Here is a 24664-nt window from a genome sequence, read left to right as displayed (position 1 = left end):
AATCCAGAGAAGCAATACTTCAAAATGAAACAATATATGAATTCACTTATTTTTCAAATCATTTAACCTATATTCAAAATAAAAAAGGATTGTAACTAGACTATATAAAAATAATCTAATTACAATCCTATTGTTATATAAACAATTATTAGCTACACATACCTATGAAATATTTATGCATATCTAAATTGTCTGTTAATTCAGGATGAAATGATGTAACTAACATATTATTTTGCCTTGCTGCTACAACATTATTAGCAACCTTACACAACACTTGTACATTGTCTTCTACTTTTGTAATATAAGGTGCTCTTATAAATACAAGTGGAATTGGCTCAGAAGAAACTTCTCCTATGATTTTTTCCTCAATAAAACTATTTATTTGTGTTCCATAGGCATTTCTCATAACTGTTATATCCATAGTCTGTAAGTGAATTGCTCCATCATTTTCAATACTCTTTGCAAGAAGTATCATTCCAGCACAGGTTCCCCACACAGGAAAACCACTAGATATTTTATCTTTAAGTTTATCAAAAATACCTGTTTTTCTTAATAATTTACCAATAGTTGTACTTTCTCCACCTGGTAAAATAAGCCCATCCAAATCATCCAATTCGTCAACTTTTCTTACTTCTACAGCTTCACATCCAAGAGCCTTAACGTGATTTATATGCTCTATTACTCCACCTTGAAGTGCTAGTACACCTATCTTCTTCATTTTTACCAGCCTCTTTCTTCAAATTTAGTAGTTAACTCACTGCAGTTTATACCTACCATTGGTTCACCAAGATCCTCTGATACTTCAGCAAGAATCTTAGGATCATTATAGTATGTTGTTGCCATAACTATAGCTCTTGCTCTCTTTTCTGGATCTCCTGATTTAAATATTCCAGAACCTACAAACACTCCTTCTGCTCCTAGCTTCATCATAAGTGCTGCATCTGCTGGTGTTGCAACTCCGCCTGCTGCAAAGTTCACTACTGGTAACTTACCATTTTCCCAAACATATTCTATAAGATCATAAGGAGCTCCAAATTCCTTAGCTAAAGTCATCAATTCATCTTTTGGCGCATTCTTTACTCTTCTGATATCGTCCATTATACATCTCATATGCTTAACAGCTTGAACAACATCTCCAGTACCTGCTTCTCCCTTAGTTCTTATCATTGCTGCTCCTTCACCAATTCTTCTTAACGCTTCACCTAAATCTCTTGCTCCACATACAAAAGGTACATCAAAACTTGCCTTATCTATGTGATATTTATCATCTGCATGTGTCAGAACTTCACTTTCATCTATAAAATCAATGCCAATTGCTTGTAATATTTCAGCTTCAACAAAATGTCCAATTCTAACCTTAGCCATAACTGGGATTGAAACTGCTGCTTGTATCTCTTTTATCATCTTAGGGTCAGACATTCTTGCAACTCCACCCTCTTTTCTTATATCTGCTGGTACTTTTTCAAGTGCCATAACTGCACAAGCCCCTGCTCTTTCAGCTATAATTGCTTGCTCTGCATTTACTACATCCATAATTACTCCGCCCTTAAGCATTTGAGCCAAATTTTTGTTTAATTCATATTTTGCCATTTATTTAACCCCCAAAATTTTATTGTTAGCTATATTATAGATTAATAAAAACAAATTACAAATGTACCGATACATTTAAAAATAACAAATAAAAAGCACTGCAAATATCAATATTTCAGCACTTTTCCTATTATAACTATAAAATTTCTTTTCTCATTACACCTTTATTTATTTTCCCCATTCCTCAATGAATTATAAATAAAATCTATCTTTTCATTCATCTCTCTATTTATAATAGTAGCTTTTTTATAAGATTGTATTCCTTTGAATATCACAACTATAATTGCAATTATAATAACCAAATTGATGATAGTAAATATTAGAACAGTATCCATATTATCTTCTCCCTTGATTATATTTAAAACATTTTTATTATACTAAACTGTTTCATAAATTATACTACTAAATTGAATAAAAGGTGAATATATCTAATGTTGTATTATTTTCTTTACATCTTCCGCTCTGTATATAATCATCTCTAAGAAACTCCTTCCTACAAATGTAATCCATAATTAGAGACTACACTTGTAAGAAGGAGTTGCCAGTATATTTTTTCAATCAATGTAAATCTAAGGTTATAATTAATGACCCTTCTTTTTCGATTTCTTCTTTTGCTGTTTCTTTTCGAATTTTAACTGTTGTTTTTTTTCTTTTCTTTCCTTAGACAAAGCTTTTCTTTCACTTTTCTTATTTTCATAATCAAGCTTCAATGCCTGTTGTGCCTTAGTGCCAATTCCACTCTCTTCTACTGTTTTACGAATTTTTCTTTGTATCCTTTTAGGATTGATTTTTATTTGTGGACTCTTTTCAATTGCCATAGGTTCACTAAATTTTAACTTATACAAATTCTTTAATGCAAACTCATACACTTCATAATCTTTTGGTTCCTGACCAAAAACTACTCGTGATACTTCAATTTTATCATCCTCAACCTTTTCAAAAACACCTATCCAAAACGGATCCTCAAAAAATACTGTTAATTTTATCATTTTTTCCTCCTGTATTTGAGCTTAAGCATCTAAAAGCACATAGTTTTATATGCAAGTCTATTTTCAGATGCCTTATACAGAGAACGGACAACCCCAGGAGGGCAGGTTACTGACGTATATTGTATACGCATTCGGACTACCAACCGAATAGTGTTTTTATCTCATAGCTATTTATTTTACAATTATTATATCACTGATTAACTTAAATTCCAATTTATTAGCCATTTTATCTATTTTATTTCATTTCTCATATAACTTTTCAATGGAATAAATCCATGTTTTTTGTATAATTCAATACCTGAAGAATTATCAATTAAAACAGTTAAATCTATGTACTTTGCATGAACTGATTTGCCCCATTTCTTAAATTCTTCTATAAGTGCTGTACCTACACCCTGCTTTCTGCTTTTATCTTTCACATACATAGCATCAAGCATTACTACTGTCTCATTTACATATGTACCTGCTTGATCCTTTATAAACCCATGAATAAACCCAATTGCTTCTCCTTCATCAATTGCAGCAAATGTTATTAGTTGTTCATTATCTAATGTAGTTGAATACCAGTCGCACACTATAAAATTTTCACTAATATTCCTATCATATTGCCTCTCATCCATGATTAAAGATGTTAACATCTCATCACACGCATCCGCTAAAGGTTTATCTGTCACTTTAATTATATTCATATTTCTCCTCCTTATTTTGCATAAACTTCTAGCTATGCATTTGCTTTATTATACATAGTCTTAGCGTGTACTTCAATTTCTAAGGTTACTGTGAAAAGCAAAAAATTGCTGATATAATACTTATATAAAAACAAGACTGAATTTAATAGATTGGTGATGATAAAATGTTATTAAAAGCTGGAGAACAAATAGCAATTGTTGGGTGCTCTAATGCCCAGCTCACTTCATATAAAAAACGTATAAACGAGCTACTAGAAACCATCAAAAGTTTAGGTTTAATACCTGTATGCAGCAATCATATTTTTGAAAAATATTCTGTATTTAGTGGTACAGGAAAAGAACGAGCTGATGCTCTTATGAATTTCTATATTGATGATAATATAAAAGCTATTTTTGATATATCTGGTGGTGATGTTGCTAATGAAGTGCTAGAGTATCTTGATTTTGATGTAATCTTCAATCATTATAAGCCTTTCTTTGGATATAGTGATTTAACTACAATAATTAACTCAATATATGCTATGACAGGTAGTACCTCTTACCTATATCAAATTAGAAATCTAATATATAATCATAAAACACAACAAATTGAATGGTTTTCTAATTCCTTGCTAAATAATAAGGATGATCTATATGATATAAAATACAAATTCTTACGTGGAAATAGCATGGAAGGTATCGTTATTGGAGGCAATATAAGATGCTTCTTAAAATTAGCTGGTACACCTTATATGCCTAACTTTGATGATAAAATATTGCTTTTAGAAGGGTATGGCGGTGAAGTGGCCTTAATGACCACCTACTTAAGCCAATTAAAACTCATGGGTGCATTCAAAAAAATCAAGGGTATTCTGCTAGGTACTTTCACTGAAATGGAACAAAATAATATTACACCTACTATGGAGGAGCTTGTATTAAATATTACCGAAAATGAAAATCTACCTATAGTAAAAACCTATGATATTGGTCATGGTACTGATTCTAAATGCATAAGAGTTGGTGAATATCTTTCATTAGATTGCTAATTCCCCATCTTCTCTCTTAATAACATAGTGTAAACGATGGATTTGCAACTTTAAACGCTTTCCTATCCTTGGCACTTATTAGATTTAGACGTATATCAAGAACTATTAAATCTGGTAACCCCTTTAAAGCAGTTATATCTCTAATATAATTTTTAGCTACATTAATAGTAAAAAGTTTCTTAAGCCCTTTCATTGGGCTTAAATCCCTTATTCTATTATTTTCCAAGTTTATATGCCACATTTTTATTAAATTCTTTATTGGGTTAATATCACTTATTCTATTATTATTTAAATCAATACTGGTTAGATTAGTTAATCCACTTAATGGTCTTAAATCACTTATTTTATTATTATTTAACCTAACGTCTGTTAGTTTGGTCAATTTTTCCAACACACTTATATCACTTATATTACATTCTTGCAAGCTGACAAAATTTAAATTAGTTAATTCTTTTACTACACTTACATCTTTTATAGGGTTATTGTCAAAAGCAATCCCCCTCAAGTTATTTAATCCTCTTAGTGCACTTATATCTTTAATTTTATTATTACTCAATATAATATCCTCTAGTTTTTTTAATTTGTTTAATGGAGTTATATCAGTTATTTCATTGCTTAACAAATGTAACTCAGTAAGATTTTCAAGATTCTCTATCCCATCTAAATGCGTAATTCCACGATAAGTCCCATCTAAATTTGTTATCTTGTTAACATCGCTTTTATGCAAGATTCCTTTTTTATTTTCTATTTTGAACCTAACCAAGTCTTCTAAATTTTTATCTTTAAAAGTCACTATAGGATCTTCTACTGTTAATGTTAATTTAACCTTATCACTGTACCCACTTATTCTTCCTGTAAAAGTATATTTACCAAGCTTACTAGTAACTACTTTATTACCATTCCAAGTTACAGGAACTTGTTGCTTTGAATTATTATTCATAACTGCTAATACTTTAGTTGGTAATATGTAATTATCCCACTGAGTTACAACCGCATTTATATCCTCAACCTTACTTATAGTCAGTTGAATATTAGTAACTGCAAAATAATTACTAGGTGAAACTGTAATACATGCTAATAAAGCAAGTATTAAAATCTTAACAAAATTTGAAAACTTAATTGATTTTTTCATTATGCTGCTCCTTTTTCATTAATGCTTTTTCTGCTAAGCTTATAAAACCTAATTTATTATAAAGTATTTCTGCATCATTACCAACAACATTATTTAATCTAATTGCTGGATAATCATTTTTAAATAAATTTAATGTTCTTTTCATCATCTTTGTTGCCAATCCTCTTCTTTGGTATTCAGGATGTACAACAAAATCAAGTATATATGGTAGATTATTAACAAGAGCAACTGTACATGCTGCAACTAATTTATTGGTTAATTTATCAAAAACTAATGTAGACCAGTCTTTAGGTACACTTCCACCATTTATAAAGTTAAAACATACATTTACACTTGAAACTTGAAATTCATAAGATTGTGCTGCAATTTGTGGAAGTTTATTTTTACTATAGCTTTGAAAATAAAGCTCCACCATATCAGCAGCATGTCTGCTTTCATCAGGACTTATAATCTCATATTGTTCATCCCAAGTAACTTCATATTTATTTGTAGGACAAACCATAAGTTTATTAACTTCCTCAAGCTTATATCCAATGTTTTGGTAGTACTTTACTGATTCTAAATCAGCATCAGGAACTTCTATTGGTTTACTTTCATCTGATATAGATTCAACATACTCACTTAACTTGTTAATTAATATCTCTTTATTATTAAATGGTGGTATAGTGAAAACACACTTTAGCATATTAGGTTTTATGAGTGCACCACCAACTTTTATCCCTCCTATCATGACCCAATAGCAGAAGTCTACTTTTAAATATCTGTCAATATCCCCCTCAAAGCTTAATGACATCCATTCATTAAAATTACTCAATCTATAAATAGCATGATATCTTGCCCATTCTTTTGAATCAGCTTTACAAATTTTATATTCCTCTAAATTAATCATAATAATCCCCCAATATTTTATTATATATTCTATAATTATACTTATATTCCATTATTCTTACAAGTGAGATATAATATATCTATACTTATTTTTGAGAGGTGCACTATGAATTTAAATAAAACAAAAATACTAGAAACTGTACGTCAACAATTAGCTATAGATATGAACTGTACTCCAGAGGACTTCCTTACAGAAGGAACAATATTTTGTGAAGCTAGACAAAATGAAGGAAGAAGGCTGTTTGAAAGACAAACACCTTTCCTTGAAATATGTACTATGGACAAAAGCATTATTGTCTCTGCAGATAAAAACATACTACCTAAAGTAAAACTATTACTTGAGCATAGAACCAGAGAAGATATCTTCGCAGCACCATTTTTATATGGACATTCACTCTACTTCATTCCTGATACTAATAGAGTACAAACACTGCCTTATCCTGATGGTTTTACTATACACATAAAAGAAGGAACGGAAATACATGAACTTTATAAAACTCCCGGTTTTGAAAACGCTATCCAATATGAGATTGATGATCCTCGCCCAGATGCAATTGCTATATATGCAATGCATGATGATAAAATTGTAGCTATGGCAGGTGCTTCTATTGATAGTATTCATATGTGGCAGATAGGTATTGACGTCATACCACAATATAGAAATAAAGGACTTGCTACAACTCTAGTAAGCAATCTTGCAATGATAATTATTGATAAAGGCATAGTTCCTTATTACGGTGCTGCTTCTTCAAATATTGCTTCACAAGCTGTGGCATATAAAAGTGGCTTTATTCCAACTTGGATGTGTACTTATAAAAATATCTTTGATGGAACATCACCTTATGACAGTAGCCTAAAATTCAACTTTGACTAATCTTTGTAAACTCTAACTTATGTAACTCATGATTAACTAAATATACATGAACATATAAAGTATTTGCAGGAATGTGTGTAGAACTGTTCCACTTAAATGTTGGCAGAAAAATGTCGAATTTTTGCATCTTGTCCACCAATATTATTATGGAATAGTTCTATACAACTAATAGATAACACCTTATACCCTCTTTCTCTACATATAACAACTTTGTTAAAGACTATATTAGCTGAAAAATGCACTCCTAACCTATACTGGTTAGAGTGCATTTCTATTTATTCATTACTATTTTCTATTTTCAGCAATTAACTTATCCACTAATTCTACTAATTCTCCAACTTCTGGCTTACTAAGTTGTCCATCAGCTCCTACAGAATCACCTTTATGTTTTAAGTCATCTGTAATAAGAGATGAGAATATAATAACTGGTAACTTGCATAGGATTGGATCTTCTTTTATATGTCTAGTAAGTGCATGACCATCCATTTGAGGCATCTCGATATCTGTTATAAGAATTTCTACATCATCTGTAAATTTTTCACCTTTTTCAACAGAAACTGCTTTTAAGTAGTCCCAAGCTTGTTTTCCATCAGAAAATGTCTTAAACCCTCTAAATCCAGCCTTTAAAAGCGTGTTTTCTAATAACTTTCTTATCATAGCTGAATCATCTGCAATTATAAGCTTAATGCTAGATCTATCTCTATAATCAACATTATAAATTCTATCTTCACTTATTCCTGTTTCCGGACTAATATCAGTAACTATTTTTTCAAAATCAAGCATTAATACTATATTATTATCAATAACAATATTACCTACTACTAAAGAATTAGGTGAAATATCATCTGGTTTCATAATTTCTTCCCATTTAATTCTTTGAACTTTTATAACTTCATCAATAATAAAAGCAACTTTTAACTTATTAAATTCGCACACTATAAGTTTAGAAAAATTCTTGCTCTTTACACCTTCAACAACATACTTAAGGTCAATTACAGTTAATATTTCTGTTCTATTAAGAATCAATCCAGCAATTGCAGGATGTGATAAAGGTAATGGTGTTAATCTATTTGCATCTACATCTAAAATTTCTTTAATCTTTATTATATTTATTGCATAATGTCTTTTGCTTATTGCAAATTCTAGTATTTCTAATTCTCCAGTTCCAGATTCAAGCAGTATGTTTGTTTCCATATTAAACTCCCCTTCTCATTCGTAATAAAACTATTACATCATTAATCAATTTATCGAATATAAAAGACTTTTCTTTATACATGTAATATAAACATATATAATAAAATAATTAAAATTTATAATTTTATTATATATTATTTAAGAATTAAAAAACACTTTATTTTTTCTTATTATCTTTTTCATTACCATGTTTAAAATCACCAGTAACTTTTGCCATAATTAATTGAGCTTCCTTCGAATCAGCATTTTCTATTTTAGAAAGAAACTTTTCGCTCTCTTTCCCCACCAATATCTTTACCTGCTTATTATACCAATATAAAAATACATTTTTATCTTTTGAAACTTTATATGAAAAGTATTCTTCAGCAAGTTTATTACGTTTATCTATCTCACCCATTTTTATATCTCCCTAAAATCTTATTATCCTTACTCTATTTTTATTAAATTATCTCTCACACAGAAGCAGCTTGAGACCATCATCAATACTCTTAGTTGCACTAACAATAAATTTATCCATTTCTTTTTGTGTCAAATAAATATAATTATCTTTCTGCTACTCTTAAATGTGCAATCCAAGTTGCCATATAGATGACCCTCTCTATCTCACTTTACTACTTAGCATACTTTCTAATATATGCTTAATTATTATTTTTTTAAGCTTAATAATGTTTAGTTAAATAATTTATCTTTCCTTATAAAAACTCAATTGATCAACTACTCCAAATTTATAATGTTTCTGTGCCTTATGAATTTTTCCCTCTTGTAAAAATCCAAGTTTATTTAATAAACTTATTGATTCCTCGTTCCATTCATTCACTAATGCAACTAACATCTCTATTCCCAGAAAATTAAAACAGTACTCTATAATTGCATTAATAGCTTCTGTAGCATACCCTTTTCTTCTAAATGCGTAATGAATGTCATATCCAATTTCATAACACTCCACTGCTCTTTCTAGTATTTCCGTTAAATGCATAATGCCAATCATTTTATTACCTTCTTTTAATTCTATTGCAAAATGCATCTGATCTGATATATATTTAAAATCTGCTTCATATCTTTTATCCATTTCCACATAAGGTCTTATTCCATCATTTATAGCAGTTTCCTCGTTACTAAATATTTCAAAAAAATCATTTCTATCTTTATTCTCAATATGACGTATAAGCAATCGTTCTGTATTAATTTCTAATCCTTTAAAACTATTTTTAATCTCTGTTCTCATATCTGCACCCCAATTCTATAAAATCAGCTAATTTCATACTTAGTTAATTTTATAATCAAAATAATTATTGCCATAAAATCTATAAAATAAGTATATTATATGAATTATATCATATTTTATGGAAAAGTCATGATATAATATAGATTATAATTGTAGAAAAGAATTCCTAACTTCTTGGGAACTTTGCACTTTTACACTAATTCATAAGGAGTGATATTATGTCTGAATTCAATGATTTAAGTAAAGAAAATACTGACGATATAATTAATACTGTTGCGTTCAAGAACTTTATGGAGAATTACACACGTACTACATCTTGTCCTTCAATCAAATTGAAGGCTGAAAGAAAAACAACTACAGTTTACAATAGCAAATTAGGAGGTACTCCTTATCTTCCACCTGATTTTGAATATCCATGTAACACTGATAAAGACAGTGACAGTGAGCCATTAAAACTCTTAGCTCAACTTAATTTTGAGGAATTACCTAAACTTAATGGATTTCCTTCAAAAGGGATATTACAATTTTATGCTGCTTGTGATGATTTATATGGGGCTAACTTTGATGATTGGACAGAGCAAACCAGTTTCCGTGTAGTTTACCACAAAGACATAATTAAAGAAGAAAGTCTTTTACAAACATATTCTATGGATGAAGCCCAAAATGAAGAATATTTCCCTTTTGAGAGTGAATTCCTTTTAACTGGAGAGCTTACATCATCACCAATGTCCTCTGGTGACTTTAGATTTGATAAAACCTTCCTTGATTTGTACAAACAGTACATTCCAACAGCTGCAAAGAATGTCTATGATTTAGATGAAGAAATTGCAGAAAAAGTTTTTAATGATCTATCTCAACCTGGACATCGTATAGGCGGTTATCCGTTCTTTACTCAAAGTGATCCTAGAGATACAGATGAATATAAAAATCATACAATATTACTTCTTCAGATTGATAGTGAAGGTAGTGGTAAGGATGAAATTCTTTGGGGTGACTGTGGAGTTGCAAATTTCTTCATAAAACCTGAGGATTTAGAAAAATGTATTTTTTCTAATGTCATGTATAATTGGGATTGCTGCTAAAAACATGTTGCTTCAAAACTAATTTATCAAGTTCAACTAAGATTCAGGTGGGGTTTGATCCCCATCTGAATCTTAGTTGAACTTATCCAGGAGCATGCAGCCGTTATCTCCAACTTAAGCAGAAAACCTAAATCTATGATTTAGTGTGAATCGGTTAAGCAGACATCTCAAATCTATGATTTGATGATGGTCGCTTACTCTGTGAGTACTCATCTGACTTTAGGAAGGGAAGTTTCATGTAAAGTTGGAGTGTTACGGATGCTAGCTATCGGATAAATAGAGAGGTATGAATTATGGGGTATGTAAAAGATTTAAGAGCAATTATTGGTACAAGACCTGTAAACTTAGTTGCTTCAACAGTTATAGTTACAAATCACCAAAATCAAATATTATTGCAAAAAAGAACTGAACCTTATGGTTCATGGGGACTACCAGGTGGACAAATTGAACTTGGTGAATCTACTGAAAGTGCTGGAAAAAGGGAAGTTTTTGAAGAAACCGGACTAATAATTGATGACCTGCACTTAATTGACGTTTTCTCAGGTAACGCTGATAGCCATATACAACTAAAAAATGGCGATGAATATTATGTTGTACTTGTTGCTTATTATACTAATAATTACAAAGGTACTCTAAAAGCAGATGGTCTTGAAACACTAGAGTGTAATTTCTTCAGCATAGATGATATTCCAACCAATACATTAAAAAGACATAAGGATGTTATCCACAGATATTTAGAAATTATCAAAACCTATAAATAACACAAAAATGGTTTGAGAAAGATTACACACCTTTTCTCAAACCTAATATGCATAATTTATATAGTTTTACGCATCCTATTATAATGTAAAATTGACTCCTTTAAGTGTCCACCTCTAAACTCTGGCCAATAATCTGCTGTAGCCCAAAAGTTAGGTTGTGATGACTGCCATAATAAAAAGTTATTTATTCTCATTTCTCCACTAGTTCGGATTATTAAGTCTACATCAGGTAGCCCAGCAGTAAGCATGTACTTATCCACTGAGTCCTCACTTAACTTATCTATATCCACCTTTTCTTCTACATCTTTTAAAATTCCTGTTACAGCATCTACTATTTCAAAGCGTCCTCCATAATTCAATGCTATATTTAAAACCATCCCAGAATTATTCTCTGTCAATTTCTCAATTTTATCAATTTCACTCACTAATTCAGGAGAAAAACTTGATTTATTTCCGATATGTTTAACCTTAATATTTGTTCCCACATCTTTACCCAAGCTTCCAAAGAATTTCACAAATAGCTTCATTAAATAATCCACATCTTCTGGAGATTTCTCCCAACTTTTAGTCGAAAATGCATAGAACGTTAACACTTCAACTCCTAATTTAGAACATTTTTTAGTGATTCTTCTTATTGGTTTTATACTTGCTTTATATCCATAAGATTTAGGCAAATTTCTAACCTTAGCCCACCTACAATTTCCATCACAAACTATAGCAATGTGCCTTGGAATTAAAAATGTATTCTTATGCAATAATCTCTTGATAAAAAAGACCATTTTTTCATTTCCCTTCTCAAATTATTTACCTTTACACTACCCTATCTATTACCTTAATTTAATAATTCCTTGTTTATACTTACATTTTACTTAATTTATCATTTTATGTAAATATCTTTGTTAACAAATGTGTCCAATTTATTAATATTAATGTGATGACTTGAATATTTTCTGTGCTTCCTTTAAAAATATAATATCTCTAGCATGGATAAACTTTCCCACATAACTTTGTGGTTGATCACTTTCCATAATCTCGATTGCCTCTTCAATTGAGTACCATTGAAGTTGAAACCCATCACTAATTTCAAGTTCAGTGAAACTAACTGGAACTAATTCTCCAACAATTCTTGCAATATAGCAATATGAAATTTGAAGTAGCTTAAATTCATCACGATATTCAATTGTACAGCCCACTTCATCTTGAATTTCAATTTCTGCTCCTACTTCTTCCATGACTTCTCTTCTCAAAGCTTCTTCTACATCTTCATCACCCTCGAAGCCTCCTCCAGGCAATTTGTGATACTTATCTTTTGTAACATTTAATATAGCAATTCGATTATCTTTATTAACAACCATTGCCCTAGCAGCTTTTCTTAGCCTATATGCAATATCTACATCTCCATTACTAATTCCGATGTCTTTTTGTGATATTTCTTTTAATAAAATCATATCTTTCTTTCACCTTCTCTATAAAAAATTCTCATTTCACTTACAAATATGTAATTTTATAAATATTGTAACATAATATAAGAGTGCATTAAAATGATTTTACAAAATCATTTTAATGCACTCTCTATTTTTAAGGTGAATTTGTATATATTATTTATATTTTAAATTTAGTTACAAGTCCAGATAGATTATCAACACTATCCTTAATGCATGCTGTTTCACTATCTATGCTACTAACTCTCTCTGCTATACCGCTTGTCTTTAATGCAATATTAGATGTTCCTTCTGCTCCTTCATTAGTTGCTAAAGTAATTCCAGACAGTTGTTTTGAAATATTGTCAATAAATTCTTTTATTTGTCTGGTAGCTAAGCTAAAGTCATTTGATAAATTATATATATCATTTGCATCTTCATTGTATTTTTCACCAGTCTCAACCATTGATTTATAGTCTCTCTGTACTTGTTTATCAATAAATTCTAATATTTCACGAGAGCTTGCTGCTAAATTTTCTACAGAATCTAGTACTATCTGAGTTACATCTTGAATTTCAGTTACAGTATTTTTTGAATCTTCAGCCAAGCTTCTAATTTGATCTGCTACTACAGCAAAACCTCTACCAGCTTCTCCTGCTCTTGCTGCTTCTATAGCTGCATTTAATGCAAGCATATTAGTTTGAGATGTTATCTCTAGTATTGATTCAGATAAAGTTTTTATTTGCTCTACTGATTTCGATTTTTCTATTGCATCTCTTAAATTCTTGTTTGTTGCTAAATATACTTCATCTGCATTCTTTTGAGATACAATTGCATTAGATTTTATTTCATTAGCTCTATGACTAATTTCATTTGAAGCTACTGCACTGTTTTCAGCTTTCTTAGAAATTCCTTCAATTGCACTTTCTATTTCTACTGCTGTATTATTCATGTCCTCAGTAGAAGCTGCTGTTTCCTCCATCCCTGATGAAAGTTGTTCAGTTGTAGCTGATACATCTTCAATTTGAAGATTTAACTGTGAAACATGATTACCAACATCATAAACCATTTTTTCAATATTTGATGACTCATTAATTACTGAACTTAATACTTCTTTTATAGACTGTTGCATTTTATCAGTAGCTCTTAACATAACACCAACCTCATCTTTACTCTTTAATAAAGCTGGTTGAATTTCTTGGCTAAAATCACCTGTAGCAAGAACTCCTAAATGTTCTGTAGCCTTCTTTAAAGAGAAAGTAATTGGTTTTACAATTATGAAAGTAAGAATTGCACCTAAAATAACAGCCACTCCTAAAATACTTAAAAGTATTGTTATTGATATTTTATATGTATTATCTACTTTAACATATGAGGCATCAGCTTTTTTCACATGATCTTTTAATAATGCATTAGCCCCTGAACGAATGCTATCTAATGTCTTGTCATTTTGCGAATAATATGCATATATTTCTTCAGTTTTAGTTTTACCTGTAGAAGCCATTTCCTTTATTTTTTCGCACACACTTACAAATTGAGTTAGATTCGCTTCCATTGTTTCCACATTTTGCTTTTGAGTATTATCTAATTTCAATTTTTTATAATTGTTAATAACATCGCCTATTCCTTTAGACTTAGAATCTATTTCCTTTATATATGCCTTTTGCTCTTCTTGATTTCCATTACTAAGTATTAATCTTAATAAATTCATTTGACACGTTCTTGTTTGAATTCTTATGTCATCAGTTAAATTGATAGCCTTTACATCTTGATTGTACATTGTTGACATATTACTATGTGACTGTTGTGTAAAATAATAACCTGCACCACCAATAATAGCTCCAAATAATAATAAAATAGCAGACAATAATGTGACCTTGTGTAAGATTTTCATGTTCTTTAGCATTGATACTCCCCCTTAAAACAATTTTGATTTTCACTTTTGGACTATTAGATAAAATACATAACATTATTGGCAATATATACAATGTAATATACGCATTACATACTTATGTATAATTCTACACTTTAGTTATATAATCGACTGTTTAGTATAATATATTTAGCCTATATATTACATTTATATATAGATACTTTAATATTTTTAAAAAAATATTAACTTTTTTATGTTTAAAATTTAAAAACATAAAAAATAAGAACCTCCTAATATAGAGATTCTTATTTTGCATTTTAGTCATTTGAAAATAAATAACAAGTCCAAACACGCCACATTACTGAGCCATCTTCTCCAAATCATTACTTAATGTTTTAATTTCATTAACAGAGTTACTTATCATATTAATATCATTATGTGTATTTTCTACTGTAGCAGAAATTTCTTCTATAGTTGCCGCTTGTGTTGCTGATATTTCTGCAACAGAATGAATTTTTTCTAGCATTTGCATGAATTCTGATGAAGTTTCTTCACTAATGCTTGCGGCTTCCTCCATCAATCTATTTGTCATTTCAAAACTCTTTTGAAATAGCACAAAACTTTCACTTACCTTAGAAATAAGCTGCTTTCCAACTTCAACTGCCTCATCTCCAAGTTTAACTTCATCTACAGCTACTTTAGTCTTTTCATTTATCTTATTAATAATATTGTTTATATCTTCTACTGTAGTTGAACTTTGTTCTGCTAACATTCTAACTTCATCAGCAACTACTGCAAATCCTTTTCCTTGTTCACCAGCTCTAGCAGCTTCTATAGCAGCATTTAGTGCAAGCATGTTAGTCTGCTCTGCTATATCTGTTATTCCTGCAAGGAAATTATTTATTTCAACTATACTGCTCTGCAATTCATTAACTGTAATATAAGAAGTGTTAACTGCTTTATATATTATGTCCATCTGAGAATTCATTTCTTCTATATTAGCTGAACCTACAGTCACTTTTTCTGTAACATTTTTTGCTTCATTCTTAACTTTGTTTGATATTTCTGTATTCTGAACAATATTCTTTGATGCAAATTGCATCTTTTCATTAATGCTACTTAAGCTTCCAGATTGTTCACTCACACCACTTGCCATTTCTTGAATAGCTATATTTAAATTTGAAATTGCTTCTTTTGAAGAATCTATATCTCTATCAAAATCATCTATTGTTGAATTTACAACATTGATGCTTGTCTTTATTTGTTCCATTGAAACATTTAATTTTTCTGAAAGCTCCATTGAAACCTTCTCTTTTGCAACTGCTGCATCAACCAATGCTCTTCCCCATTTTGTAAGAAAAAATAGCAAGCATAATATACTGTTTACACAAATTAAAACATAAATTAGTGTCCAAATGTTCCCATTGTTATCAATTAGTAATCTTGATCCATATGTCACATACTGTACAATTAATAATAGATTAACCAATACCTGATATATAGCTACTAACTTATTATTGAAATATAATGCTATCATAGCTATTGATACTATCATCAAAACATTGTTGCCAACTTGACTAGCTCCATTCATAAAAAACATAGAACCTGATATGGCTAAGGGAACAGCTGCATAAATGATTGCTTTAATATTATCATTTATATGTACAAAATAAATTAAAGCTAAAATAATCCAGACAACTACACTTTCCGCCAGCGAAGTCATTCCTACAGACGTGCTTATAAACGATACTATAGTAAGAAATATTGATAGTAAAACTACTATAAAAATGTTTAATAAATGTGCTTTTTTCACATCATACTTTATTGAGGTTTCAGTGCTCATTTTATAATACCACCTTTTAAAATTTAATCTAAAAATAACAATACTTGTATAAATATATTTTCACATTGCCATATAATTACTATATTAATAGTACCACCATATTTTCCTATTTTCAACTCATAATAAATATTTTTCACAAACTTCTCCCTTATTTTAACACAAAAACGTTTTATTCGCCAAAAATCGTCATCGTTTTGGTATTGGTATATTCTACATTAAAAATTCCTATATATTCCACTTAATACATAGGAATTTTGTTAATTTAATTAAACAACTTAATTTTGAGTCTATCTATCCCAATCTTCTACCTCATAAAGTAGACATGTATTGCCTATAAGCTTTCTATTATATGAAGTTGACTGAATAAATACTTTATATTTATCTAATACTACAGGTTTTAATCTCTCATTTACTCCCCTAACATTCTCCTGAGGACTTAGTCCTAAGATTTGTCTAACTTGAGGTCCATTAAAGATCTTGCCTGTTTCCTTTTCATATAGAAGTATTTCCTTATTAAGTCCTACCTTTTCACTTTTATTAAGTTCATAAAACCCTCTTCCTGCCTTAAATGATATTCCTTGTTCTAATATAAATTCTTTTATACTTTGATCTTTATCAACTTTTAATAGCTGAAATCTTCCTTCTATCACTGGCATTAACCCATCTTCACTAGCATACTCATCAATAACTAAATTACTTAGTTTCTGTATGGATGTCTTTATATTGTAGTTCATCCTCCCATTCAATTTAAGTTCTCTCTCAAATGATTCCAAACTATCTTGTCCATCTTGTTTATAACAAATAGCCATAATCAACTCTGTAATATTAGAAAATTGATCTAGGGTCAAATAGAATCCACCTGTTTTTTCAGCTATTTCTTCATAAAATGGTTTGGAATGTTTTCTTATACCAGGCATAGCATGTATACCATACACATTAATGCCACTTTCTAATAGCAAGCCTAATTCATTTCTCCAATCAATTTTATTTGTATTTGATGGATAATTAGGGCCATGTGGCACATCATCACCAACTATAATTAAAACTTTTGATACTCCTGATTGCCAGGACAATTTTGTTCTAGCTTGATTTAGCACTAATTCATAACATTCTGGAGCATCTCCACCATAGGTAGGTTTTACATTATTAACAAAATCAATCAATTCTCCTTCATCACTAGAAAAATCCTTAATACTTATTACATATGCATTACCCACATCACAATAATCTCCATGAGCTATTATAGAAATTCTAAGATTGGGAATATCTTTAAATAATCTACTTACTATTCCTTTGATTGATCTTCTAACCTGAGTTAGACATGGATACATAGAGCCAGTGGTATCAAAGCTGATGCATACATCTATACTATTATTCATTTTATTTCTCCTCATATATTTATCTTTAATTTTTATATTCAAAAAATAAAAATAATATGAGTAAATAAAACAATTTTTTATTTAATACAAGCTAAATGCCTGTGTACAGTTCTAATTTAAATAAATATATGTAAACTAAAAAATTATGTTACACCAGGTTTAACCACCCAGAGTAACATCTTGAACTTGGTACCATTCTAATGCTTCATGCAAATGCTCTATCTTGAAATCAGGCCACATTTGATCTAGTACATAAAAATCTGCATAAATCGATTGTACTGGGAGAAATCCACTTAATCTTCGTCTATTTCCCCATCTGATAATCAAATCCATTCTTGATATTTGAGAAGAGGCAATCTTATCAATAAAATGTCCTTTTTCTGTTATATGCTCATCAACAAATGCATGATTTAAGTCCCAATCCCACCCATAGTTAATTAAGAAGTTTACATTAATAAGTCCCTTACCTATAGTTGTTCTTTTGGTATATGGAATCAATTCTTTTGGGAATAAAGGTGAATTTGTGTTTCCCACTACAAGTATATTGCAATCATAATCCAAAAGCTTAAGTACAGAATCTACACAAGCTTTTTGGAATGCTTTAGTCTGTATAGCTGGCCGTTTTGTATTATCCTGAGTAAATCCATAAAATGTAAGTTCCTTTATTCCTAATCTAAGGCATTCTTTAAAAAGCTCCAGTCCTGGATTAATGCCATAATCATATCCATCTTGTTTATTTAAACCATTGCACTGAGCCCATCTTCTATTGCCATCTGGGATAATTCCAATATGTTGGGGCAATCTTTTGTATTCCTTCATTACACAATCCATCCTTCTATTTAAATAAATATAATATATACACTGAAAATTATATTAGTTAGTTTCCCCTTTAGATTCAAAGATATACAGATTATATTTTTGAATTAATACTAGTTATTAACCTCAAAAAGGGTTGTGGTGAATAATAATCACCTACAACCCTAAAAGCTATAATATATTTTAAGCAACTATTTAAATTGTAATCAATAAAATTAGTCTTCTGGTCGTTTCCTTCTAGCAAGTAGTACCAAACCAGTTCCTACTACTAGAATACTTCCACCAAATAAAAGCACTGCGTCTGTATTAATTGGGGTACCTGTCTTAGGTAATTGCTGTGCTTTATTATCTGTAAGTGTTGGTTTGGGGATTGGGGTCGGTGTTGGCGTTGGGGTCGGTGTTGGCGTTGGGGTCGGCGTTGGGGTCGGTGTTGGCGTTGGGGTCGGTGTTGGCGTTGGGGTCGGTGTTGGCGTTGGGGTCGGTGTTGGCGTTGGGGTCGGCGTTGGCGTTGGGGTCGGTGTTGGCGTTGGTGTTGGGGTCGGTGTTGGCGTTGGGGTCGGTGTTGGCGTTGGGGTCGGTGTTGGGGTCGGTAGCATACCATTAAATAAATAACAATGAGCTTCTAAATGGCCACCATTCATTTTTAATGAATTAATAATAAAATTGCCTTCTATATTACCACAGCCATTAATTACCCAATTGGCGTTGGGTGCTAATACTGATCCCTCAATAGATAGGCTACCGTTAAAAACATTGGTAGCAGAACTTAAATTCCAAAGAATCTTTTCTTTTTGTTCAGCATTTGTGAATATACTATATGCTCCAAAACCGAAATTATCACCAGTAACATTTATAATGGCAGTAGACCCTTTTGGTACTAAAATCTTAATTCCACATAACTGTTCCATTTTAGTTCCTTTACCATCTACATTTGCCCCATCAAAAGTAAAAATATTTAACTTTGAATCTTCTGCAGTTAGCACCAATGTTCCATATTGATTTTCAACCTTTCCGTTAGGAGTTAATGATGCAAAATAATTAGATTTCTTGATCAACTCAGCTTTTACAGATTTAAAATCAATTAAATTTTGGACTATAGGCTGATTTGGAACCTTATTATTATTTGTCATTGTATAATTAATTACTTTTCCATTGGGACTTATAACAGTATTACCATTAAAGTTTGTTCCACCTTTAATATCTATATCCCCACCTACAACTAAATCTGCCCTTGTATTGGAGATTGTTGTCAGCTTGCTTCCAACACCATAATTAGTTAATGTTGCATTTCCACCAATAGCAACTCGCCCTTCTGAATCAGATTCATTTGTAACATCTCCAAATGCAAAAACATTAAAATCATTTGCTACTCCAAAATTAATTGTAGTATCATAATTTCCTAAATCAGCTTTACTTTTGGTGTCTGCTAATGCAATCATTCCACTATGTGCAATCATAATCATTGAAATAGAAAATATAATTACCTTTTTAATACCTTTAGTTTTGCGCAACCAATCTACCTCCTAATATAAAATACGTTTAAATATAGATAAACAGTTTATTGATAATTTGTTTAATCACTTTCTCAAAATACAAATTCAAAAACCATTTTCTATATAATTACTACTATAGATACTAGGTACTTAATATATTTATGACTGCACTAAATTAATTTTTTTGCTTTTTATCAAAACTAAATTACTCAAACTATGATTCTTAAATCTCTCCTACATTTTATGTACAAAAATTTAAAACCCTCACCAAAAGTATGATGAAGGCTTCTAATTAGATATTGTATTTTTAGTCTTTATTCACTTCCTATAACTAATCTCTTTTATACTTAGGAAATTTACTAAAGAATATTATTAAAAATGCTATAAACATGATAATTGCAGCAATCGGTAAAAATAATGTAAAACCAAACTTATCAAGGAAAACTCCCATTGCATTAGTAGCTATAAACTGGCTAAGTGATATAAATAGATTCATAATCCCCATGAATTCTCCCATTCTTTCTGGAGGTACTATTTCAGCTAAAATAGAATAAATTGTAACCTGTATGGCTATAAAACCTATACCAACCACTGATAGCATAATATATATTGATATAGCACTCTTACATAAAAATCCGAATGCTATAGCTACAGTAAAAATTAATGTACCAATCAAAAGAACTTTTCTACGTTCAGTTTTATCAGATAGTATACCCATTGGTGCTGCAAATATGGCTCCTGATATTGTAAGTAGCAATAGTGCTGTACTTGCTGTATTGCTTGTGAGATTAAGTATAGTTGTACAATACTTTACAAAGTAAGGTGTAATACATCCATAGCTTAAGAAGATAAAGAAAACTGATATATATAATTTCATTACTGCAGGTCTTTTTAAGAAATCAAAAGATAACTTCGCTGGTGATTTAACATTAGTGCTTTTTTCCTTAATGAAAAGTGCAGTAATAATAACACTGCCAAGAGCTAAAGCTGCTGCTAGAAAGAATGGTAAGTAATGTCCTTTCTCCCATAAAGATGGACCAACAACAAAAATAACAGCACTTCCAAGTACACTTACAACCTTAGAAAAACCATTAGCAAGGCCCAACTGATTTTCATCAACAGTTTCTGGTATCATTGAATAATAAGGTCCTTGATAAAAATTAAGACTAAAATAAAATACAAAGGCTGCTATAAACATCCCAATATAACTGCTAGCAAATGGCATTACACAAATAAATATAGCTGCACAAATTGAACCTATAAGCATAAACGGTTTTCTTTTTCCCATTTTGAAATGACTTCTATCACTAATCATTCCTGCAATATATTGTACAAAGATTCCAGTAAAAGCTCCCATTGAGGTTAATGCCCCCAATTTGGTATTACTTTTTGTAACTGTATTAACTAATAACGGAATCAACACCATATTCATCGCCCACAAAAGGCCAACACCCATATTAGGAATTCCTATAAGATATGGTACATACTTTTTATTCATTTTAATCCACCCTTTCATTTCGTTCCAGTAAACATTTTCACAAGAACGTATAACAATTTATTTCTTGACCATATATTGATAACATAAATTGATTCTTTATCCGATAGCTAGCATCCGTAACACTCCAATCTTATATGAAACTCCTCTTCCTAAAGTCAGATGAGTACTCACAGAGTAAGCGACTATCATCAAATCATAGATTTGAGATGTCTGCTTAACCGATTCACACTAAATTGATTTTAATGAAGTTAACTAATTCATTAGTTAACTAAGTTCAAGTAACCAAATCATAGATTTTGACTTTCACTTATTTGCTTAAGTTGGAGATAACGGCTGCACGCTCCTGGACGAGGTACCCCTTGAGGGTGTAAGTTCAACTAAGATTCAGATAGGGATACACCCCACCTGAATCAAGTTTCACTTGATAATCAGAACCAACTTATGTTAACTTCAACTAAGACTTTTTTAAGCATAAAGATTGATAAGGTAATAAAGTTAAAGCGCCACCTTTCCCAACAACTTGACCATTTTCAACAATACTTCCAGAACTATCTAGAACTATTGTCCCTCTATTGCTTGTAAGATTACTAAATGAAACATACTTAACATCTTCCACTTCAAAATCAACTCTAACTACCTCTCCTTGAGAAACACTATTGATTTTTTTATTCTTCCACTTAAGCATGATTTTGAAAATCTCCATCTGCTTTTTGCTATAGGAATTAATATTATCTGAAGTAAATGTAAGACTTCCAAGTAAAATATTAAGTAAAAATAACGTATATTTTTGATCTTCAGTAAGGCTGTTATTTTCACTTCTTAATATAAAAACATCAGGATCATTCAAAAACACTCTTTTATCTAGATGCTGCCTACCAATAGTACTTGTAAGAGCATTAATGGTAGATACACGCTCTCGATAATTCATTGTGCTTCCAAATTTATTTTCCCAAGTTAAATCTACATCACTACTCACACGACAATAATCCACTAAACCAAAGGCTGGTCCTAACGGAACTCCACAGCCTAGAATAAGTTTATCCCCTACTATTTCTCTTAGGAACTCCATAAATTCATACATAATTTCACCACGAGTCTTATCATCTCGCTTTATAAGAGCCACAGCATATAGAAAATCTAGTTTCACCAAGTCATAATTCCACTTATTTAACACTGTATCAAACACTTCACGAAGATATTGACGAACCTCTTCATTATAAAAATCAAGAGTATAGAAATTCCCACTCCATCCCGGATTATATCCTGCTTTAGCAACTACCCATTCAGGATGCTTTTTATAAATATCCGAATTTTTTTCGCACACTATTGGTGCAAGCCACAAGCCTGCTTTATAACCATTTGCTCTGATTTTATCAGCTAATGCTTTCATTCCATTTGGAAACTTTTCATTAATATTTAGCCAATCACCAACTGCATGCTGATATCCATCATCAATTTGAAATATATCTATAGGTAGCTTTCTTGAACTAAAAGCTTCTAAGTTCTCCAAAATATCTTTTTCTGTAACCTTCGTATAATAGTTGTACCAGCTTGTCCACCCTGTGCAAGGTTCTACTCTAGGAGCACTGTAATTTCCAGTACTAAAATATTTATCAAAGATATCATGTTCTTCACCTTGTGCAATGAAAATATCAAATAAAATTCTAGGCTTATTTACAACTAAATCCACACTATCTTTTACAATAACAAGATTCTTTTCTTTCTTATCATACTGAAATAACGTATATCCTGTTTTCTCAATTAGTGATCCTACAAAACTAATAAGATTTTTTTCTCTTATATAGGTGTAAGTCCAGCTATGCAATGCATTTTTATTATGCTTATAGAATCTATAATCTCCATACATAGCCATTATCGGTCTTACTATTGGATTAAGCCTTGGAATAGTTTCATTTATTTTAAATTCACGACTATCAGTCCAAGTTTGATATCCATTCAAATATATAGGAGTTTCCTCAGTAAATTTTGCATCTGTTCGCAAAGTACATTCCTTTAATATAAGTTCTGTCTTAGGCAAAAGAGTAATTGTAATATGTTGTCCCCCATTTTCTTGCTTTGTAGAAAATTCTAATGACAAGTCCTCATTATTTATATTGCCATCGTAGGTTAATACCTTTTTTCCCGTACTATTTATTTTCTTATACGCTAATTTTCCTAAAGTAATCCTCATTATTTATACCTCCATTTACCTATGTTGAAATATACTTAACAGCCATCTCTATGATTAAATTTAATTGTGCAATAGCTTCTATTTCATTGTCACTTTTAAGTATGTTACCTCTTAAGACCAACTTCTCACTCAAACTAAGTACTGCATGAGTTACAGTTGCATAGAAAATATATTCTTCAACTTCCTGCTTAATAGTTCCATCTTGCTTTCCTTCTTGGAGAGCTTTTACTAGTATTCCTCTTAAATCCAAAATGTTCTGCTCATAAATCCGCAAAGCTTCTGCATCAATTTTCTCTTTAACAACATAGTTATCAAACTCATCTAAAAATCGAATGAATTCAGGATATTCTTGATAAAGGATAACATAAGAATTCAATATATTTCGTATTTTATCTATCCCTTTGCAAGTATTACTGCTCTCTGGTAAAATACGTGGCATAAGACTGCTTATCTCACTTTGCCAAAACTTTATTGCAGCAACAATAACTATTTGTGGTTTGTTTTCAAAATGTCTGTACACAGTTGCAGGACCAACTTCAGCTTTTGCCGCTATATCATTTATAGAAGTTGAATCTATTCCTTTTTCTACAAAAAGACTTAGAGCTGCTGAAATAATTTCATCTTTTCTTCTTTCAACTTGTTCCATTCTCTCATTGTTCCGTTTTTCTTTTAAATCCATTTTTAGTCCTCCAAAGTAGCTT

The 24664-nt window shown here is 30.7% G+C and carries 24 protein-coding genes; 4 read left to right on the top strand and 20 right to left on the bottom strand.

Annotated features, from left to right (window positions below; all coding sequences use genetic code 11):
* Nucleotides 1-148: 148 nt before the first annotated feature.
* The 5 genes from pdxT to OCU47_RS03235 all read right to left on the bottom strand — a co-directional run bounded on the left by pdxT (nucleotide 149) and on the right by OCU47_RS03235 (nucleotide 3268).
* Nucleotides 149-718, bottom strand: a complete 570-nt coding sequence (gene pdxT / locus OCU47_RS03255) for a pyridoxal 5'-phosphate synthase glutaminase subunit PdxT (protein ID WP_261827159.1) — start codon at nucleotides 716-718, stop codon at nucleotides 149-151.
* A 2-nt stretch (nucleotides 719-720) separates the two neighbouring features.
* Complete coding sequence (gene pdxS / locus OCU47_RS03250; RefSeq protein WP_261827158.1) at nucleotides 721-1590, bottom strand: pyridoxal 5'-phosphate synthase lyase subunit PdxS; 870 nt, start codon at nucleotides 1588-1590, stop codon at nucleotides 721-723.
* A gap of 164 nt (nucleotides 1591-1754) precedes the next feature.
* Nucleotides 1755-1925, bottom strand: coding sequence for a hypothetical protein (locus tag OCU47_RS03245; protein ID WP_261827157.1), 171 nt, complete (start codon nucleotides 1923-1925; stop codon nucleotides 1755-1757).
* A 246-nt stretch (nucleotides 1926-2171) separates the two neighbouring features.
* The gene (locus OCU47_RS03240; protein WP_261827156.1) at nucleotides 2172-2579 is read right to left on the bottom strand and encodes a YjdF family protein; all 408 of its coding nucleotides are present in this window, start codon (nucleotides 2577-2579) and stop codon (nucleotides 2172-2174) included.
* 230 nt (nucleotides 2580-2809) lie between these two features.
* Complete coding sequence (locus tag OCU47_RS03235) at nucleotides 2810-3268, bottom strand: GNAT family N-acetyltransferase (protein WP_261827155.1); 459 nt, start codon at nucleotides 3266-3268, stop codon at nucleotides 2810-2812.
* A gap of 164 nt (nucleotides 3269-3432) precedes the next feature.
* Here OCU47_RS03235 and OCU47_RS03230 point away from each other — a divergent pair, with 164 nt between their 5' ends.
* Entirely contained in the window at nucleotides 3433-4293 is an 861-nt protein-coding gene (locus tag OCU47_RS03230) for a S66 family peptidase (RefSeq protein WP_261827154.1), read from the top strand.
* A 16-nt stretch (nucleotides 4294-4309) separates the two neighbouring features.
* On the opposite strand, the gene OCU47_RS03225 is transcribed toward OCU47_RS03230, so the two are convergent.
* Both OCU47_RS03225 and OCU47_RS03220 read right to left on the bottom strand, forming a co-directional pair.
* Nucleotides 4310-5425: a leucine-rich repeat domain-containing protein gene (locus OCU47_RS03225; RefSeq protein WP_261827153.1), complete on the bottom strand. Its 1116-nt coding sequence runs from the start codon at nucleotides 5423-5425 to the stop codon at nucleotides 4310-4312.
* Complete coding sequence (locus OCU47_RS03220; RefSeq protein WP_261827152.1) at nucleotides 5409-6314, bottom strand: GNAT family N-acetyltransferase; 906 nt, start codon at nucleotides 6312-6314, stop codon at nucleotides 5409-5411. The genes OCU47_RS03225 and OCU47_RS03220 overlap by 17 nt, the downstream gene beginning before the upstream one ends.
* Nucleotides 6315-6419: 105 nt before the next feature.
* On the opposite strand from OCU47_RS03220, the gene OCU47_RS03215 reads away from it, so the two are divergent.
* Entirely contained in the window at nucleotides 6420-7187 is a 768-nt protein-coding gene (locus OCU47_RS03215; RefSeq protein ID WP_261827151.1) for a GNAT family N-acetyltransferase, read from the top strand.
* A gap of 285 nt (nucleotides 7188-7472) precedes the next feature.
* Here OCU47_RS03215 and OCU47_RS03210 read toward each other — a convergent pair whose 3' ends face one another.
* From OCU47_RS03210 to OCU47_RS03200, 3 genes are all read right to left on the bottom strand, one after another.
* Nucleotides 7473-8381, bottom strand: a complete 909-nt coding sequence (locus OCU47_RS03210) for a chemotaxis protein (RefSeq protein ID WP_261827150.1) — start codon at nucleotides 8379-8381, stop codon at nucleotides 7473-7475.
* Between the two features lie 157 nt (nucleotides 8382-8538).
* Nucleotides 8539-8778, bottom strand: coding sequence for a hypothetical protein (locus OCU47_RS03205; protein WP_261827149.1), 240 nt, complete (start codon nucleotides 8776-8778; stop codon nucleotides 8539-8541).
* Nucleotides 8779-9063: 285 nt separating this feature from the next.
* Nucleotides 9064-9606, bottom strand: coding sequence for a GNAT family N-acetyltransferase (locus OCU47_RS03200; RefSeq protein ID WP_261827148.1), 543 nt, complete (start codon nucleotides 9604-9606; stop codon nucleotides 9064-9066).
* Nucleotides 9607-9824: 218 nt separating this feature from the next.
* Here OCU47_RS03200 and OCU47_RS03195 point away from each other — a divergent pair, with 218 nt between their 5' ends.
* Together OCU47_RS03195 and OCU47_RS03190 are read left to right on the top strand one after the other, a co-directional pair.
* Nucleotides 9825-10688, top strand: coding sequence for a YwqG family protein (locus OCU47_RS03195; RefSeq protein WP_261827147.1), 864 nt, complete (start codon nucleotides 9825-9827; stop codon nucleotides 10686-10688).
* Nucleotides 10689-10981: 293 nt separating this feature from the next.
* A complete protein-coding gene (locus OCU47_RS03190; protein WP_261827146.1) occupies nucleotides 10982-11449 on the top strand; it encodes an NUDIX hydrolase in 468 nt (155 codons plus the stop codon).
* Nucleotides 11450-11505: 56 nt separating this feature from the next.
* Here the strand turns inward: OCU47_RS03190 and uppS are convergent, their stop codons facing one another.
* The 10 genes from uppS to OCU47_RS03130 all read right to left on the bottom strand — a co-directional run bounded on the left by uppS (nucleotide 11506) and on the right by OCU47_RS03130 (nucleotide 24642).
* Complete coding sequence (gene uppS, locus OCU47_RS03185; RefSeq protein ID WP_261827145.1) at nucleotides 11506-12228, bottom strand: polyprenyl diphosphate synthase; 723 nt, start codon at nucleotides 12226-12228, stop codon at nucleotides 11506-11508.
* A gap of 147 nt (nucleotides 12229-12375) precedes the next feature.
* Nucleotides 12376-12897, bottom strand: a complete 522-nt coding sequence (locus tag OCU47_RS03180) for an NUDIX domain-containing protein (protein WP_261827144.1) — start codon at nucleotides 12895-12897, stop codon at nucleotides 12376-12378.
* Nucleotides 12898-13051: 154 nt separating this feature from the next.
* Complete coding sequence (locus tag OCU47_RS03175; RefSeq protein ID WP_261827143.1) at nucleotides 13052-14776, bottom strand: methyl-accepting chemotaxis protein; 1725 nt, start codon at nucleotides 14774-14776, stop codon at nucleotides 13052-13054.
* 325 nt (nucleotides 14777-15101) lie between these two features.
* Nucleotides 15102-16586: a methyl-accepting chemotaxis protein gene (locus OCU47_RS03170; protein ID WP_261827142.1), complete on the bottom strand. Its 1485-nt coding sequence runs from the start codon at nucleotides 16584-16586 to the stop codon at nucleotides 15102-15104.
* Nucleotides 16587-16873: 287 nt separating this feature from the next.
* Nucleotides 16874-17965: a vWA domain-containing protein gene (locus OCU47_RS03165; protein WP_261827141.1), complete on the bottom strand. Its 1092-nt coding sequence runs from the start codon at nucleotides 17963-17965 to the stop codon at nucleotides 16874-16876.
* Nucleotides 17966-18124: 159 nt separating this feature from the next.
* Nucleotides 18125-18784 carry an undecaprenyl diphosphate synthase family protein gene (locus OCU47_RS03160; protein ID WP_261827140.1) on the bottom strand — a complete coding sequence of 220 codons (660 nt, stop codon included), beginning with the start codon at nucleotides 18782-18784 and terminating at the stop codon, nucleotides 18125-18127.
* Nucleotides 18785-18996: 212 nt separating this feature from the next.
* Nucleotides 18997-20292, bottom strand: coding sequence for a choice-of-anchor A family protein (locus OCU47_RS21775; RefSeq protein ID WP_309297426.1), 1296 nt, complete (start codon nucleotides 20290-20292; stop codon nucleotides 18997-18999).
* Between the two features lie 313 nt (nucleotides 20293-20605).
* Nucleotides 20606-21772, bottom strand: coding sequence for an MFS transporter (locus OCU47_RS03140; RefSeq protein ID WP_261827139.1), 1167 nt, complete (start codon nucleotides 21770-21772; stop codon nucleotides 20606-20608).
* 454 nt (nucleotides 21773-22226) lie between these two features.
* Entirely contained in the window at nucleotides 22227-23963 is a 1737-nt protein-coding gene (locus OCU47_RS03135) for a glycoside hydrolase family 36 protein (RefSeq protein ID WP_261827138.1), read from the bottom strand.
* 19 nt (nucleotides 23964-23982) lie between these two features.
* Complete coding sequence (locus tag OCU47_RS03130) at nucleotides 23983-24642, bottom strand: TetR/AcrR family transcriptional regulator (RefSeq protein WP_261827137.1); 660 nt, start codon at nucleotides 24640-24642, stop codon at nucleotides 23983-23985.
* Nucleotides 24643-24664: the final 22 nt, after the last annotated feature.

The sequence above is a fragment of the Clostridium sp. TW13 genome (assembly GCF_024345225.1).
In the GTDB taxonomy this organism is placed as follows: domain Bacteria; phylum Bacillota; class Clostridia; order Clostridiales; family Clostridiaceae; genus Inconstantimicrobium; species Inconstantimicrobium mannanitabidum.
Note: the sequence above shows the minus strand (reverse complement) of the source record. Positions and strands in the feature narration are given on the sequence as shown.